The following is a 15,666-nucleotide window of genomic DNA, read 5'->3' as shown; positions in this document are numbered from 1 at the left end:
TTTAACTTTAGTGATTTCATTATTAATCTTTTATTACCCTTTCAAATGATTTCTCCTTTTCTACAAATGTGAATAGGTTCATAAATTTCCTTATAATTCTCGGAAAATAATAAGCACAAGGTATGGAGCTAATAAAGGCCTCTCCCCACATTTGTGGCCAATGAATAAGAAATGTAGGGTTATATCCTATGTTTATAGAAACAAGTACAAATGATATGAAACCAGAGGTACAAAGCCCTGTTAGAATAGTAAGAATAATAGGTTCATATTTTTTATTTATCTTCACAACAATAACCGCCTTTGTTAATGGGGTGATCATTATTTCTTGTTAATAGTTGGTTATCGTGTTAAATCCCTCTTTCCATGAGGAATAGGTTGGTTTCCAGCCATATTCATTTTTTGCTTTACGATTTGAGTTTCCACGTTCCCATGGATTATATGAGTCCTGTAATTTGGGACGAGGAGCCCCAATTACTTCAGCAAAATGGGGTAGCCAAACGGTACCCTTCACTGGTTCATCATCTACGATATTTACCATTCCTGATGGCCAATTTAATGCTAATACTGCTGCTTTCACTGCATCTTCAACATGTAGAAAAGATGTTATCCCATTCGTTGCGAATAACTCTTGTCTACGTAGCTGCGTGGAAATTTTACCATCCTTTGAGTACCAAGTTCCCGGACCATATAATGTACCATAGCGAAGAATAACAAACTCAGGCATTTGAGATACCTTTTCCTCCAAGGCAAGCACACCATCAATTGTTATTTTACGTGGTAACGGGGCATTAATATCTAATGGCGTCTCTTCTGTAGCAAGCGTGTTACCAGGCTCGTATGCCCAAGAGATACTTTGGGCAATAATTTTTTTTACCCCAGCACAAATAGCAGCATCTACAAGGTTCCGAGTCCCTTCTTTTCTTATCCTAGCGTTTTCATTCACATCTTCGCTATTTAGGGACGTAAGTTGATGAATCACAACATCAGGCTTTATTTCATTTAAGGCAGCATAAACATTATCTCGGTCAAAGGCATCCGCAACCACTGGTATGCCTCCCATCTCTTGAATCATTTCAACATTCGATTCTGATCGAATCATCCCAAAAACCTCGTGACCCTTTTGTACCAACATGGGAATTAAAGAGCGTCCGATAACACCTGTAGAACCAGCAAGAAATATTTTCATAAATAAGCCTCCTAAATATAATAAGTACAAGATTTTTCATCTCCATAAATAAGACAATTAAGCTCTAAAATGTGTGACACTATTTAAAGGAATTCCAAAATTTTTTTCAAGTCCTGAGTTTTGTGTGAAATTTATAAAGTCATGGTTACAATAATGTTTTTCCAAAAAACGATAAAAATGATTAATAAGTAAAAATTTTTCGTTCTGGGGATATTATGATATTTTAACTTGATGGGCATGGGGTACCACCCACATTTTAACGAAAATATACGCTAAGCAAATTCGATAAAAAAGAATATGGGCTTGCTACTCTAAGGAAAAGCCTACTCTAAGTTTTTATTATAACAACTGGATATCACTGTAAGACCTTAGTTTCTACTTTTCTCTGATTCATTACTAAAGTTAAAATGAACAAAATCACGCTTAAAAATAATATCATGAGAAACACCTGTTGATAACCTTGAGAAAAGTCACGTATAATACCTGCTAAAACAGGAATAAGTCCACCAATCATATATCCTCCTGACTGCATCATGGCAGTCCATGCACTTGCATCTTCCGGTGTATTTGTTTCATCCAACGGTAACATAAGAGCCAACGGAAATAACCCACCAAGCCCAATTCCAAGTAAAATAGAAGGGATCCATGCTGTAGTCAATGGATATATCATGAGTGACAAACCTATTACCACAACACACACACTACCTAATAACCAAAATGTTCGATTTTTATAAAAATCCGCTAAAGTTGGAATGACAAAGCTACATACCATTTGAACAAATGTAAAGACGGTAACCAGAGTTCCAGCTTGCTGACTATTTAACCCTACACTTTGAGTTGCTGGAGCAAGCCAAGTGGTAATACAATAAAAAATACCTGATTGCAGTCCAAAAAAGACTGTAAACAACCATACCTTCTTATTTTTTAATGGTAATATATTGTTTTGTTTATTATGTGTTTTAGTAGTTTTATCTAGTCTCATAACGGGATACCAGAAGAGAAGAGCAACAATGGTAAACACACTCCAAAATGCAAGTGCCATATTCCAAGAGTCTTTCAATACATGTTGTAAAGGGATAGTCATCCCTGCGCTTAAGGAAGCACCTGTTCCCATTCCAACTGAATATACTCCTATCATTAAACCAATCTTAGTAGGAAACTTCTCCTTAATAAATCCAGATAGCAATGGACCAGCAACCGCAATACCAATACCAATAAATAGAGAGCTAATAAGCAATGTGAGAACTGAATAAGTAAAAGCTCTCATACATGTTGCAACTCCAATTAAAATAAGACAAGCTAAAATTGCCTTTTCTGCTCCATACTTCTTGTTCACCTTACCTGTAAGTAATGCAAACACACCCATACATAATACGGGAATAGATGTCAGAAAACTAACGGAAAAGTTGCTCATGTTTAAGTCCTGACGAATTGTCTCTAATAAAGGTGAGATTGATGTGATTCCTATACGTAAATTAATAGAAGCAAAAAATAATGCCAATATATAGATATAGGTTCGTTTTCTATTTTTCAAATTGTATATCTCCTCTCTCAAAACATCAATATTGAGTATATCATCTGATGTTTTACGGTGTAATTATTTATTTAATCGTTTCAATAGTAACTCTCTTAAACTGTCCGATAGTGCATCCACCTCAATAATTCTATCTAGTGCTTCTTTATTGTATTTATTGTGGAATTTAACATGATTGACTTGTGAAATCGATACCCTTTTAGGATGCGATGAAACAAGTTGTAAACAATCACTTGCCGACACATTACCTTCTTGTAGCACTCGACATAGGAAACCGGTATATCCTGTTTGTTGCATTTCAAACGCTAGATTAGGAACGTCATATTTTTTAGCAAGCTTATAACATGGATTCCTTGGCTCGGAAACCTGTATGACTGCTTCTCCGAAAGCGAAGATATCCCCAATATGAACCTTTTCTTCAGTCAAACCGTATACCGTGATATTTTCTCCAAAGAGTGAATCATCTATCATGTTATGGATTATATTGTTCCAATAGGCGTAACGATTATAAGAATACACACACAAAGCTTTATCTTTTCCGCCATGGTCTTTATAGGCTTGTTCATCTCCAAGTAAACCTATTTTCGTTAAAAAAATCCTTCCTTGGACAGAACGCTTTCTTATCGCTGTTGAAATAACAGTTTTTCCATAGCTTAGATTTTCAACTTTGCCAATATTGATGGACTTTACTTGAAAAATAGTTCATGACATTTTCTATCTCCCTTCATAATTCATAATATCATCTGATGTTTTTAGTTGTTATTTAAGGAGCTTATTTCAGCTCCAAATTTTGAATAGCGTATGTTTGTGCTTTCTCTGCATTTTGATTTGAAATAGCCTGGAACAATTTTTCATGAATAACAGAGTTGTCTTGATAGTCATTTGTATTTAATATCAATTGGGTTAGGATATGACGAAGAACGGGTACAAATGATTGATACAAATCCAACATAACCTGGTTCTTACTTGCTTTTGCAATAGATAGATGAAATTGAATATCTGCATCTATATATTCTAAATAATTTCCCTCGTGAAAAGCGTTCTTCCTCTTATTTAAATATCCTTTTAGGAGTAAAAGGTCTTCCTCATCGCGGCGTTTTGCAGCCAGCATAGCTACTTCTTTATCTAACATATTTCTTGCTTCATACACATGGTCTATATTGGCATCTTGTAACCGTTTTTCAAATGAATCTTGTACCATACTTAGTGATACAATACGAGTACCGTGTCCTTGCCGAACCTCTAGTATGCCGGCATGTACTAAGATTTTTATACTTTCTCTTAGCGTCGAGCGTCCTACGCCTAGCTCTTCCATTAATTGTGGCTCTGTAGGAAGTCGATCGCCTACTGCGTACTCACCAGAAAAAATTTTTTCTTGTAGACGTTCTAAGACCTCATCCACTAACTTCCTATGAGAAACTTTCGAAAAAGACTTTTTTGAGTTTGTATTCATCTGCTCATCTCCTGTTTTATTCGTTTTTATGATAACCAATTTAAGTTACTTTGACAATGTCATTTTTAGACAATTTAATCTTTCATTGATAATGACATGATTATGATTCATCTCAAAAAACTCCGTTTTTGAGACTTCTTTATTTCTCTAATTTGGCGTTTCTAATCATTTACTCCAGTGTTACCTTATTCAATCACATTAATATATTAAAAATTTGTGACACCTTACATTGTTAACATAATATTTTTATCGTCCTCCCATGTTGATACCTACACCTTAAGGAATACGGACACGATTTTGGGTATGAAGGGGCACTCTAGGAAAATGTTCAAAGTAATTCTATAAAATTCATTAATGATTTTGATACGTTTCCTTCAAAAAACTTACAGATTGTTTGATTAGCGCTTTTAGAACATCGCTATCAATGTCTGCCATTTTATTAATATAAATACACGATTTTCCAGAGGTGTATTTTCCAAAGCTTTTTAATAGTTCCTCTCTCTTAGGATCACCAGCTGCAAAATATAAACTAATTTTAGCCTTTCTTGGGGAAAAGCCTACTAATGGAGCATCTCCCTCATGACCAGATGCATACTTATAATGGTATGTTCCAAAGCCGATAATGCTTGGTCCCCACATTTTTGCTGTATAACCTGTTGTTTCAGTAAATATATCTAATAATTGATATGCGTTTTCTCGTTTTTTAAGATTTTCAACACTTTCAATAAATTCAATTACACTATTGTTAGTTTCTTTTGTTTTAAGTTTGTACATATTAAAATCACTCCTTTTTAGACATAGGTTTCATAACATAAATAATTATAATATAGTGCTCATCATACATGTCTCTTAACTTTAAAATGCTAACTGATTCCTTTTATACCTTTCTGTCCATTATGGGAATAATGATAATTGAATCACTTAAAATCCCTGTATTACTGACTTTTTTTTATTAATATAAGATACGGTACGTGAAATTTATTCGTCTCTACAGCCAAATATGGATTGAAAATTATGATTTCAAATTTCATTTTCATAATTAAAAATAAAAGATGGCTTAATATCAACCATCTTTCATGGCGCAATACCTAAAAAATTTATATGTTAGTATTATCCCTTTTAGTAATGGCTAATTATATCTTTTCCTTTCACAATCAAAATATAGGAATGATTTCTTTAGCAATACACAGCATACTTTGTCTTAAGAAAATACAAATACTCTATTCCTGCATCAGTGATCTTTGTACCTGCCCGTCCTCTGCCTTTTACGACGAATCCTTCACTTTCTAAAATATCCAGGCGGCGGCGAATTTGCTGAGGAGATAAAATAAAGTCTGATTCTTTGCTTTTACTTGAAAGCAGATCTCTGCTTGCCGCTTTTCCTTTTTCGTTGCATTGCTTGATTACTTCCAAGATAAAAATATGCTCCTTCATTTCCAGTATACTTCCACATATGGAATATTCGGATGTCATGCTACCCCCCTCTTGTCCCAGCATTGACGGAAGATCTCCTTTCGTCACGACATTTCCCTCACAAATCGTTAGCATATAATCAATTGTGCTTTTTAGTTCTCGTATATTTCCAGGCCATTCATATTGCATGAAATACTCTAGTACATCTTGTTCTATCTTTACCCATTTTCCACTCTTTGTGATGAAATGCTTAATCAAAATTGGTATATCCGCCCTTCTCTCAATGAGTGGTGGAATACAGAGATTAAGTACATTCAGTCGGTAAAATAAATCGGCTTTGAATGAACCGGCACGTATCTTTTCTTGAAGATCTTTATTTGTTGCGGTAATCACTCGAACATTAACAGGTATAATTCTTACACCGCCGATTCTTCGGATTTCTCCCTCCTGCAGAACGCGCAGCAGATGTGATTGAACTGTAAGACTTATGTCGCCGATTTCATCCAAAAAGATAGTTCCGTTATCAGCTAATTCAAACAGACCTTTCTTGCCCCCCTTTTGTGCTCCTGTAAATGTCCCTTCTTCGTAACCGAACAATTCACTTTCAAGCAGGTTCTCTGTTAATGCGCTACAGTTTACAGCCAGAAACGGTCCGTTTTTTCGCAATGAATGCTCATGAATAGCATGGGCAAACAGTTCTTTTCCTGTTCCTGTATCACCCTGAATTAAAATTGGATGTTCTGATAAGGCAAGTTTCTTGGCGATTCGCTTACGCTCTTTCATTACAGTATGTTCGCCGATAATATCCTGAAATCCGTATTTAGTATGAAATCCTTTATTACGCATTTCTCTTTGCGCTGTTTTTTCAATTTCAAAGGCTTGATGTACACTCTTAAAAGTTGCGACAATTGTATTTTCTTGCACCATTTGCAATCGAAAAATTACGACATCCACGCCATCTATGTTGAAGAACTTGCTTTCATCCTTTCCATTCATGATGAAATCGGTAATATCCCGACGGCTCATCACATGTTCTATATGCTCATTAACCACATCTTGTGCCACAATATGAAACAATGCCGTAAGACGTTCATTGATTACCGTAATCCGTCCTTCCTGGTTAACGACCAATATTCCATCATCGACAGTTCCCAACACATTTTGGATATGCTCGCTCATCTGCTTAGCATCCCGCTCTGCATGTAATAGCTTACGTTGTAATTCAATGATATTGCTAATATACCTTTCTGAGACCTTCGAGGATATCTCCTTGTTCAAACCGCAACATTCTACAACCTCCAGGATTGTTGTCATATCAAAAAGACGTACGCCTATATCGATTACTTCTTTTATGTAAGAAGGGCACAGATGTGTTTCTCCTGGCGAAACGGCAATTCGAACATCATCATAAAACAATACCCCCTTCCGAAAAGGGATAAATTGAATATGATCGATACCAAGTTGATATAAGGATTCAATAAGATTTATAGTTGCATCATCATTATCATTCACCACCAGAACTGATGAATCTTCAGGTATTCTTAAAAGTTTATCAATATATTCATGATGAACTGTTCTCTTTCCCACAATTATTTCCTCAGCATTCACACTATACATATCATTTGTTTGATCATAAACAGAAGCTGATGAATACAAGATAATTGTATCTTCAAGGGACTGCGGTATTCCCTCATCCGCAGCATAGCTTTTAATATGAACATAGTCTCCAAGCAATTGTTCCAGTTGCTCCTGTAAGGCTTGCTTTGTTTTTGAGCTTCCAGCTATGAGTGTAAGTGAAAATTTTGACATTAAAACACCTGCCTACGTTTAAATTGGTTCTATTATATCGCCAAAAAGGAACAATAAAAACCAAAAACTCGAATCTTACCATAAAAATCCCCTTAAAAATCAATCTATTAATACTGGCACAGATATTGCATATATAAATCGATGAAGTGTCCGAGGTTATGAAAAGGAGGTAAACAGCAGAATACGCGAAAGAGAACATAGTCTATTGGCGGCACTTTGGTAAGCATTCTATTTCAAGCCATTTATTTTAAATACAAAGGAGGAACACATATGAGCCAACTACACGAACAGACTGTTTCGCTTGGACAAAAAGAGAAAAAAATTAATGTTTTTGTATTGCTGTTCGGCATTCTCGTAATAGCGACCCTATTAACTTATTTCTTGCCGACCGGAGAATATGCACGGATTGAAGTAAATGACCGGACAACTGTAGACCCAAATTCTTTTAAATCGATAGCATCAACTCCGGTCGGATTTTTCGATATGATAAAAGCTGTTCATACGGGAATGGTAGAAGCCGGCAATATTATATTTTTCTTGTTGATTATCGGCGGTTTTTTTGGTGTCTTACGAGCAACAGGTACGGTTGATATGCTTATCGCTACATTGGCTAGGAAGTTGGCGACGCGTGAAAAACTATTGATTCCTGCCGTGACGCTATTTTTCGCTGTAGGTGGTTCTTTAATGGGGATGGCGGAAGAAACTCTGGCTTACCTTCCACTTATCATTCCTCTGGCGCTGGCTCTGGGATTTGATGCAATTACAGGAACTGCTATCGTCATAGTAGGAGCATTGTCAGGCTTTACAACTGCCATCATGAATCCTTTCACAGTAGGACTTGCCCAAGGAATCGCAGAATTACCAATGTTCTCAGGCATAGTGTTTCGTTTTATTTTATTTGTTATCATCTACCTTGTTTCAGTTCTTTATATCTATCGTTACGCTATGAAGGTAAAGAAAAATCCTTCTATAGGAATTTACGGAAAGTATATAAAAGAAGACGCGGAAAAATTACTGCAATCAAGTGGGAAGTTAACAACAAGACATAAGTTCATCTTAGGAGCTTTTGTAATTAATTATATCGTTTTGGCGTTTGGTGTAATCAAATTCCAATGGTACATTACAGAAATCACATCTTTATTCCTTTTATTGACAATAATAATTGGAATCACTGGAAAACTATCTGCAGATCAGATTGTTAACTCCTTTATCAACGGCTCTGCATCCTTGCTCGGCGGTGCTTTGATTATTGGTGTATCGCGCGCCATTCTTGTTGTATTGAATGAGGGACATATCGTTGACCCTATGCTGCATCAATTATCTGTATCAATCAAGCATATTCCGGACTATTTAAGCGTTGTTGGCATGTACAATTTCCAAGCTCTTATTCATTTTGTTCTAGCATCTGGCACTGGTCATGCGATGCTGACAATGCCGATTATGGTGCCACTTGCAGACTTATTGGGTATTACACGCCAAACTGCAGTGTTATCTTTCTCTTTTGCTGATGGAATCGGAAATATGATTTTTCCGACCGCTACGACCTTAATGGCAGGCTTGGCGATTGCAGGAATTTCTTGGACAAAGTGGGCAAAGTGGATTCTGCCACTTGTGTTCATTCACTATCTCATCGGATTAGTAGCTGTTATCATAGCTCACTTCATAGGATATGGTCCATTCTGATATAAAACGAAAAGTATTGACAGGAGGAAAAAAGAATTGATTACCTTAATAAAAAATGGAGAAGTATACGCACCCAACTACCTAGGACGGAAAGACATATTAATTGCAGATGATAGAATCGCATTCATAGATGATAGAATCGCAATTCCTAACAACTTTGCTCCTATTCTAGTCATTGATGCGGCAAATCTTTTGGTTGTTCCAGGATTTATCGATTCACACGTTCATATTATTGGTGGAGGCGGAGAAGGCGGATTCAAAACCCGCACACCTGAGCTGATGCTCACTGATATTACAACTGCAGGTATTACAACACTAGTCGGTTTACTCGGTACTGACGGGACAACACGTAAAATGGAAAGTCTGCTTGCCAAGGCGCGGGCACTTGAAGAAGAGGGAGTTTCTTGTTTCATTCACACAGGCTCCTATCAAGTGCCAGTAAAAACGCTGACGGGAAAAATCGAAGATGATATTATTTTAATTGACAAAATTATCGGTGTTGGAGAGATTGCTATCTCCGACCATAGATCATCAGAACCTACATTTGAGGAGATAGTTAAAGTCGCCACTGCCGCACGCAATGGCGGCATTCTGTCAGGAAAAGCTGGCATATTAGAAGTTCATGTAGGGGACGGCGAGGGAAAACTTTCATTGTTGCATGAAATTGCAGATAAAACCAACATTCCGATTCGGCACTTCCATCCAACACATATAAACCGAAACGAAGAATTATTCAGAGCGGGTATTGATTACGCAAAACGAGGCGGTTACGTAGACTTTACCACAAGTACTACTCCTCAATTTTTGGAGGACGGAGAAGTGAAATGCAGTGAGGCATTACGTATTATGCTTGAAGATGGGGTCCCGGTCGGACATATTACCTTCTCCTCAGATGGACAGGCCAGCCTCCCCTTCTTTGACAACAATGGGGAGTATGCAGGCCTTCAAGTCGGAAAAGTATCTTCGCTATTTCACGAAGTACGAGAATCTGTTTTAGTGGAAGGTATTCCGTTAGAAACGGCACTGGAAGTCATTACTACGAATCCCGCACAATTGCTGAAGCTTTCAAGTAAGGGCTGTATCCAAACCGGGAAGGATGCTGACATCGTATTGTTGGAAAAAGAAACGTTGGATATTCACAGCGTCATTGCAAAAGGCAAGTTTATGGTAGAAAATAAAGTTCCGATAGTGAAGGGAACATTTGAATAGAAAAGATAAGAAACTTCTAGTAATTGTTGCAATTCATAATACACTAAAAAGGCGGAGTCTGTTTGATGTCTTCGCCTTTGTTTATATAGAGCATGAACGGTTTCGATTCCTTTTATCGTACGTGAGGCATGACGAATATTTTGGAGCCCTAAGGAACGAGCGAAACGGCGCTTCACGTATCGATGATCTTGCTCGATGCAATTATTGAGATATTTTGTTGTACGATGAAAGGTATTTTTGTAAAAATCTATGCTCTGTAATTTTTTAAATGCACAAATTAAAGAAGGGGCTTTATCTGTAGTCAGAACCAATGAAACACCCATCGATTATAGAAAGAGCATTTTTCAATATGTACTAACTAATTAAAGATTGAGTAACTATTTTTCCGTTACTTGACTATTCTCCTGTTTAATTACCCTATGCGAATGTTAGCAATTTCTCATCAGATCCGACTCTTTTTAATATTTGTAAAGCTAGTTTTTCCCTTGAAAAATAGGTTTTTTAATTAATGAAGTAACAGGACGTATGTTAAATACAACATACTGCGTAAATAATGCTATTAATAATCCATGTACACATCCTGCAATTACATCAAATGGATAATGTACTCCTACCCATATTCTTGAAAAAGCTACACCAAGCGCTAAGAACAACCAAGTATATTTAAAACGATATGCAGAGAACAATAGTGTAGCTGCAATTACAATAGCCGATGTTGCATGATCACTTGGAAAAGAAGAATTAGCAGCATGATCTACGAGTTGTGTGATGCTATGTGAGACAAAAGGACGCTCCCTATAAATAAATATCTCAATGATTCTATTGATGGAATACGCTAAAGTAAACGCAACCATCGATTGAAAAGCTATTACACGAAAATTAGGTTTATTCTTTATCCATAACAGTATGAGTAGTAACACGAAAGCATATTGTACATATTCTGCAAATAAAATCATTACATTATCTATTAGTGGATATTGTTGTACTCTATTATTTATAAAGTTGAACCATTCATAATCTAAATCTTTAATATTCATTACATAATCTCCTTTAATGCTTTAACATGTTACATCCTAACAAAATATACCTTATTAAACAACTTTTATAAAATCCTAATAAATTCTTATTATATTTTTTCATTGTTTTCTACCTTTAAATAATATTCTATTCAATTTTAAAAGGGTTACTAACAATGTACTATCTTATTTTGTGACATTAACATTACATTTTTGTAAGGTTTTTTTATTTTAATAGTTCAACTTAGGGGCTCGCCACATGCCCATCAAGTTAAGAAATACATTCTTCCCCAATACGAAAAAAATGAGCTGATTACTCTAACTAACTAACTTTAGGGAAAGAAAATTTTCATTTAGGGGGTAGTTCACATCACTATCAAGCTAAGCTTATGCAAAGTCAATTTTAGGCGAGATTGTTTCTTTTTTCTAAAGGGCAAGTGTAGGTGATTGAAAGATTTGCATACGAAATAAACCCTAACGGGTTTCACTTTTTTGAATTAAGCGGCTTGATTATCAGACATGGTACAATTGTAAACGACAGCTAATATATCAAAGACCGTTTTTTTCTCATATCGATGAGATTTCCGCCCGTTTTGCTGTAGGAGATTGAACAGGCGAAGTAACACCTTTGATAGCTCTTGGGTGTTTTTTTGTATAGTTTGGAATAGAAGAAGAAAATAGTCTTTAATCATATATATGGCTTTATACTCACTAAGCTCTCGTTTTTTCTTCATGAGGAGCAATTGGCGCATTTGAAACATGATAGAAGAACAGAGTAGAATGGCAATCAAGTTTATTTTTATCGTTGTGGGGGGACACCAAAACCTTAGGTTGATGGACATGGGGTACCGCCAGCATTTTGGAAAAAACCATGCTAAGCAAAAAATACAATGAGCCGCCCATATGGACAGCTCATTTACATAATGACCGTTATTGGAAGTTGTAATGTGGTCTCTTGTTTTAAACGGTTAACTAACTTTAAATTTTTCCATTTTGACGACATGCTCAACGCCGCGAAAAAATAAGTTTATTTTCTGTTCCTGAAAGTAACCTTTTTATATTTTCTCTATGCTTGAAAATAACTATAAACGTCATTAGGAAAGCAAATATATAAAAATATATGGTATTCCCGAAAACTGGAACAAATGAGATCGCTGCAAAAAGCATTGTAGCGCATATTGTGCCTAAAGAAACATAACGGGTAAAAACTACTATCGTCACAAAAAAACAAATGCATAAAATGGCCATAACCCAGTTGATCATAAACATCACAGCTACTCCCGTAAGCGCTCCTTTGCCCCCTTTAAAACCAAAATATATCGGCCAGTTATGCCCTATAATCACTCCTGCACCTGCCGCTAAAAGGCTTACGCAATCTTTAGCCTCTCCTGAATAAAAGTAAACGCTAAGGAACAATCCTATAAAACAGGCAATTATTCCTTTTAATATATCTCCAGCAAGAACAAATACTGCAGCAGATTTACCAAGTACCCTCAGGGTATTGGTAAGCCCGGCGCTTTTGCTTCCATGGTTTCTTATGTCCTTTCCGTATATTTTCCCTACAATCACCGCTGTATTAAGGCTGCCTAAAAAGTAGCCCAAAGCTAAGGCCAAAAAATTTTAAAAATATCAATCATCACTCTTCTCCCTTTAAATTATTCTAATTTTCTTTTATTTCATTTTATCAGAATGTAGCATGTAGCAAACTATGAATATCGTATACATGCTTGGTTAACATAACGCATTATTATCAGTAGTTAATAATTAATAGAATTTTCGTTATGGGGGGATATTGATTCTTTAGGTTGATAGCGATGTGGTGCTACCCCATCCCTATCAACCTAAACTCATACAACGTCACTTATAGTAGAGGTTATTTCTTTTTTTCTAGAGGATACATGTAGGGAATTTAAAGATTTGCATACGAAAGAAACCCTAACGGGTTTCATTTTTTTCTGAAAATCCAATGTCCTTATAACACTTTTCTAAAATCATTAAAAACATTTTATCTACTGCTTTATCCCTATTAAGTAAGGTATCATCTAAATCAAATAGCATTGCTTTATAACCTCTCAAATAACTTCACAGCCTTTCTCACATTATATAAATAATCCCTAGTTCGCACCTTCAACTATCGCACCCGATAATTGAAGATAAGCAAAACTGAGTTGTCAATTGGCAACCAGTTCTTAAAATCAAATTCATTTCTTTGTTAATCATTATGTAAAATCTATTACAACGGGGTTGGAGCATTAATTAGTTGGTCAAAATTTATTTCTAAAAGTTGTCCTGCGTGAACTAAACCACTTCCAAAACCGTACATAAGAACTCGATCTCCATTTTTGACTTTTCCTTCACGAATTCCAAGATCAAGGGCTAAAGGAATTGTAGCAGCAGAGGTATTTCCATAATTGACTAAGCTATAAAGGGTTTTTTCCAATGGGTATTCTAATTTTTCGCAAATTGGTTCTATCAATCTTAAGTTAGCACTATGGGGTATAAACCAATCAACTTGATCTAAACTCGTTTGCGTTTTTTCTAAAATCTTTCGTATACTATCTGGAATATTTCTTACAACCCAACGAAAAACTTCTCTACCATTTTGTACAAGGCATTGAGTATCGATTAACTCAATCCCATTGACCTTTTTGGATAGTCCAGAACGATATACATGTTGTGCTCCTCTTCCATCACTTCCTAAATGAAATCCAATGAAATCGTTTGATTGTTCATCCCTTTCAACTAATACTGCACCAGCACCATCACCAAATAGAATACATGTACTTCTATCGGTATAATCCGTAATTTTTGAGATTGTGTCTGCTCCAATAACTAATACCTTTTTGTGTAGTCCAGAAGAAATTAAACTGTTTGCTGTATGTAATGCGTAAACAAATCCTGCACACGCTGCACTTAAATCTATAGCACCTGTTTCGGTTATATTTAATTGATCCTGTATTATGCTGGAAACAGATGGGAATGGGAAATCTGGTGTGCTAGTTGCTACAATAATCATATCTACATCTTCGACTTTTTTATTATATCTGTGCATTAAATCTTTTACAGCAGATACACATAAATCACTGGTAAATTCATCAGAACGAGTTATTCTACGTTCATGAATTCCTGTTCTTTGAATAATCCAATCATTACTTGTTTCGACCATTTGCTCAAGCTCAAAATTTGTTAATTTCTTTTCAGGTACATAGGTACCAATAGCTGTAATCCTTGCTTTTGACATCACTTGTTTCTCCCCCTTTACTATAATTATACTTAGTATTATAATCTAATATTAGTATCAGATACTAATATTTGTCAATGATTTAAAATGAAAATACTGGTAATTGAATATCCGCTTATGAAAATATAAAAAGGGAGAGGGAGTCATGTTCAATACTCAACAAATTAAAGAAATTATTCCACATCGTTATCCGTTGTTATTAGTTGATCGTATTCTTGAAATAGAGGAGGGAAAACGCGCAGTTGGAATTAAAAATGTTACTGCTAATGAAGAGTGCTTTAATGGTCACTTTCCAGAATATCCAGTAATGCCAGGTGTTCTAATTGTAGAAGCGTTGGCACAAGTAAGTGCAGTTATTATGTTAATGAAAGATGAAAATCGAGGGAAAATTGGATTATTTGCTGGCATTGATCGTTGTCGTTTCAAGAAACAAGTTCACCCTGGAGATCAATTGCGTTTAGAAGTAGAAATGACAAGGGTTCGTGGTTTGATTGCAAAAGCAAACGCTGTTGCCACGGTAGATGGGGAAGTTGTTTGTGAAGCAGAAGTTACGTTCGCTCTTTACAACAATAAGAAATCCTAAAGGATTATTATAATCTTTAAATTAATGGAGCAAAAACATATTTTAAAAGGGCTGTTTTCCTAAGTATTGTTGCTAATAAGGGTCCCACTCCATGCTCATCAACTTAAGCATTCGGAACGCCCAATGCCGATCAACCTAATAGAACGGGTTGCCCCCAAAACGATAAAAATGAACTTCGTTGCTACAAAAGACACAAAATTTTCGTTTTGGGGGCATTATAAAATTTTAACTTGATGGCGATGGGGATAGTTCAATAAAACAACATTTCTTTATTTCTCAATATAAAGAGTCTAGAATTTTCACTAACAATCATGTAATATATAAGCAAAGAGTAAGGTAAGAGTTACTCTTTGCCATTTTAGAAGAGGATTTGCTATACATAGCAGGTCCTCTTTTATTTTGATAAACCCTCACTAGTTACGATAGGTAAGAATTTGAAGTTATCTCCATCTTTTCCCCCGCTTAATACTGTACGTGCGGTAGAGTAGGTAGCCAGCGAGTTACATATTTGAAATAAGCACTTTTCCAACTACCCCTCC

General features: G+C 35.8%; 13 protein-coding genes and 3 pseudogenes. 3 read left to right on the top strand and 13 right to left on the bottom strand.

The annotated features are described in order from the left end of the window. Positions 1-22: 22 nt before the first annotated feature. The 7 genes from BAQ49_RS29320 to BAQ49_RS29290 form a co-directional block, all read right to left on the bottom strand. Positions 23-319, bottom strand: a complete 297-nt coding sequence (locus BAQ49_RS29320) for a DUF2798 domain-containing protein (protein ID WP_208610862.1) — start codon at positions 317-319, stop codon at positions 23-25. A 9-nt stretch (positions 320-328) separates the two neighbouring features. Beyond that, positions 329-1,186: an NAD-dependent epimerase/dehydratase family protein gene (locus BAQ49_RS29315; RefSeq protein ID WP_071748159.1), complete on the bottom strand. Its 858-nt coding sequence runs from the start codon at positions 1,184-1,186 to the stop codon at positions 329-331. A gap of 355 nt (positions 1,187-1,541) precedes the next feature. Beyond that, entirely contained in the window at positions 1,542-2,720 is a 1,179-nt protein-coding gene (locus BAQ49_RS29310; protein ID WP_071748158.1) for an MFS transporter, read from the bottom strand. Positions 2,721-2,783: 63 nt separating this feature from the next. Then, the gene (locus BAQ49_RS29305) at positions 2,784-3,419 is read right to left on the bottom strand and encodes an MOSC domain-containing protein (RefSeq protein WP_244159151.1); all 636 of its coding nucleotides are present in this window, start codon (positions 3,417-3,419) and stop codon (positions 2,784-2,786) included. A 73-nt stretch (positions 3,420-3,492) separates the two neighbouring features. Next, complete coding sequence (locus BAQ49_RS29300; RefSeq protein ID WP_071748157.1) at positions 3,493-4,173, bottom strand: FadR/GntR family transcriptional regulator; 681 nt, start codon at positions 4,171-4,173, stop codon at positions 3,493-3,495. A gap of 351 nt (positions 4,174-4,524) precedes the next feature. Continuing rightward, positions 4,525-4,947, bottom strand: a complete 423-nt coding sequence (locus BAQ49_RS29295) for a DUF1801 domain-containing protein (protein WP_071748156.1) — start codon at positions 4,945-4,947, stop codon at positions 4,525-4,527. A 402-nt stretch (positions 4,948-5,349) separates the two neighbouring features. After that, positions 5,350-7,395, bottom strand: coding sequence for a sigma 54-interacting transcriptional regulator (locus BAQ49_RS29290; RefSeq protein ID WP_071748155.1), 2,046 nt, complete (start codon positions 7,393-7,395; stop codon positions 5,350-5,352). Between the two features lie 270 nt (positions 7,396-7,665). Between BAQ49_RS29290 and BAQ49_RS29285 the strand changes: the two genes are divergently transcribed. Both BAQ49_RS29285 and iadA read left to right on the top strand, forming a co-directional pair. After that, complete coding sequence (locus BAQ49_RS29285) at positions 7,666-9,078, top strand: YfcC family protein (RefSeq protein ID WP_071748154.1); 1,413 nt, start codon at positions 7,666-7,668, stop codon at positions 9,076-9,078. Positions 9,079-9,114: 36 nt separating this feature from the next. Then, positions 9,115-10,287 carry a beta-aspartyl-peptidase gene (gene iadA, locus BAQ49_RS29280; protein WP_071748153.1) on the top strand — a complete coding sequence of 391 codons (1,173 nt, stop codon included), beginning with the start codon at positions 9,115-9,117 and terminating at the stop codon, positions 10,285-10,287. 8 nt (positions 10,288-10,295) lie between these two features. Here iadA and BAQ49_RS29275 read toward each other — a convergent pair. The 6 genes and pseudogenes from BAQ49_RS29275 to BAQ49_RS29250 all read right to left on the bottom strand — a co-directional run. Continuing rightward, positions 10,296-10,607: pseudogene (locus BAQ49_RS29275) on the bottom strand (DDE-type integrase/transposase/recombinase); the annotation flags it as partial. 153 nt (positions 10,608-10,760) lie between these two features. Then, positions 10,761-11,324 carry an undecaprenyl-diphosphatase gene (locus tag BAQ49_RS29270; protein ID WP_071748152.1) on the bottom strand — a complete coding sequence of 188 codons (564 nt, stop codon included), beginning with the start codon at positions 11,322-11,324 and terminating at the stop codon, positions 10,761-10,763. Between the two features lie 476 nt (positions 11,325-11,800). Beyond that, positions 11,801-12,094: pseudogene (locus BAQ49_RS29265) on the bottom strand (IS4 family transposase); the annotation flags it as partial. Between the two features lie 214 nt (positions 12,095-12,308). Further along, the gene (gene plsY / locus BAQ49_RS29260) at positions 12,309-12,917 is read right to left on the bottom strand and encodes a glycerol-3-phosphate 1-O-acyltransferase PlsY (protein ID WP_116733519.1); all 609 of its coding nucleotides are present in this window, start codon (positions 12,915-12,917) and stop codon (positions 12,309-12,311) included. A 333-nt stretch (positions 12,918-13,250) separates the two neighbouring features. Then, positions 13,251-13,361 (bottom strand): annotated as a pseudogene (locus BAQ49_RS33790) (HAD family hydrolase); the annotation flags it as partial. Between the two features lie 175 nt (positions 13,362-13,536). Further along, the gene (locus BAQ49_RS29250) at positions 13,537-14,544 is read right to left on the bottom strand and encodes a ketoacyl-ACP synthase III (RefSeq protein WP_071748151.1); all 1,008 of its coding nucleotides are present in this window, start codon (positions 14,542-14,544) and stop codon (positions 13,537-13,539) included. Positions 14,545-14,689: 145 nt separating this feature from the next. Between BAQ49_RS29250 and fabZ the strand changes: the two genes are divergently transcribed. Further along, positions 14,690-15,127, top strand: a complete 438-nt coding sequence (gene fabZ / locus BAQ49_RS29245) for a 3-hydroxyacyl-ACP dehydratase FabZ (protein ID WP_071748150.1) — start codon at positions 14,690-14,692, stop codon at positions 15,125-15,127. The last annotated feature ends 539 nt before the right edge of the window (positions 15,128-15,666 follow it).

This window comes from Bacillus proteolyticus, from assembly GCF_001884065.1.
GTDB classification, from domain to species: domain Bacteria; phylum Bacillota; class Bacilli; order Bacillales; family Bacillaceae_G; genus Bacillus_A; species Bacillus_A proteolyticus.
Note: the sequence above shows the minus strand (reverse complement) of the source record. Positions and strands in the feature narration are given on the sequence as shown.

Excerpts from the sequence above, each read along its gene's own strand:
- BAQ49_RS29320 (WP_208610862.1), bottom strand. The coding sequence starts at position 319 with ATGATCACCCCATTAACAAAGGCGGTTATTGTTGTGAAGATAAATAAA.
- BAQ49_RS29315 (WP_071748159.1), bottom strand. The coding sequence starts at position 1,186 with ATGAAAATATTTCTTGCTGGTTCTACAGGTGTTATCGGACGCTCTTTA.
- BAQ49_RS29300 (WP_071748157.1), bottom strand. The coding sequence starts at position 4,173 with ATGAATACAAACTCAAAAAAGTCTTTTTCGAAAGTTTCTCATAGGAAG.
- BAQ49_RS29295 (WP_071748156.1), bottom strand. The coding sequence starts at position 4,947 with ATGTACAAACTTAAAACAAAAGAAACTAACAATAGTGTAATTGAATTT.
- BAQ49_RS29290 (WP_071748155.1), bottom strand. The coding sequence starts at position 7,395 with ATGTCAAAATTTTCACTTACACTCATAGCTGGAAGCTCAAAAACAAAG.
- BAQ49_RS29285 (WP_071748154.1), top strand. The coding sequence starts at position 7,666 with ATGAGCCAACTACACGAACAGACTGTTTCGCTTGGACAAAAAGAGAAA.
- BAQ49_RS29270 (WP_071748152.1), bottom strand. The coding sequence starts at position 11,324 with ATGAATATTAAAGATTTAGATTATGAATGGTTCAACTTTATAAATAAT.
- BAQ49_RS29250 (WP_071748151.1), bottom strand. The coding sequence starts at position 14,544 with ATGTCAAAAGCAAGGATTACAGCTATTGGTACCTATGTACCTGAAAAG.
- fabZ (WP_071748150.1), top strand. The coding sequence starts at position 14,690 with ATGTTCAATACTCAACAAATTAAAGAAATTATTCCACATCGTTATCCG.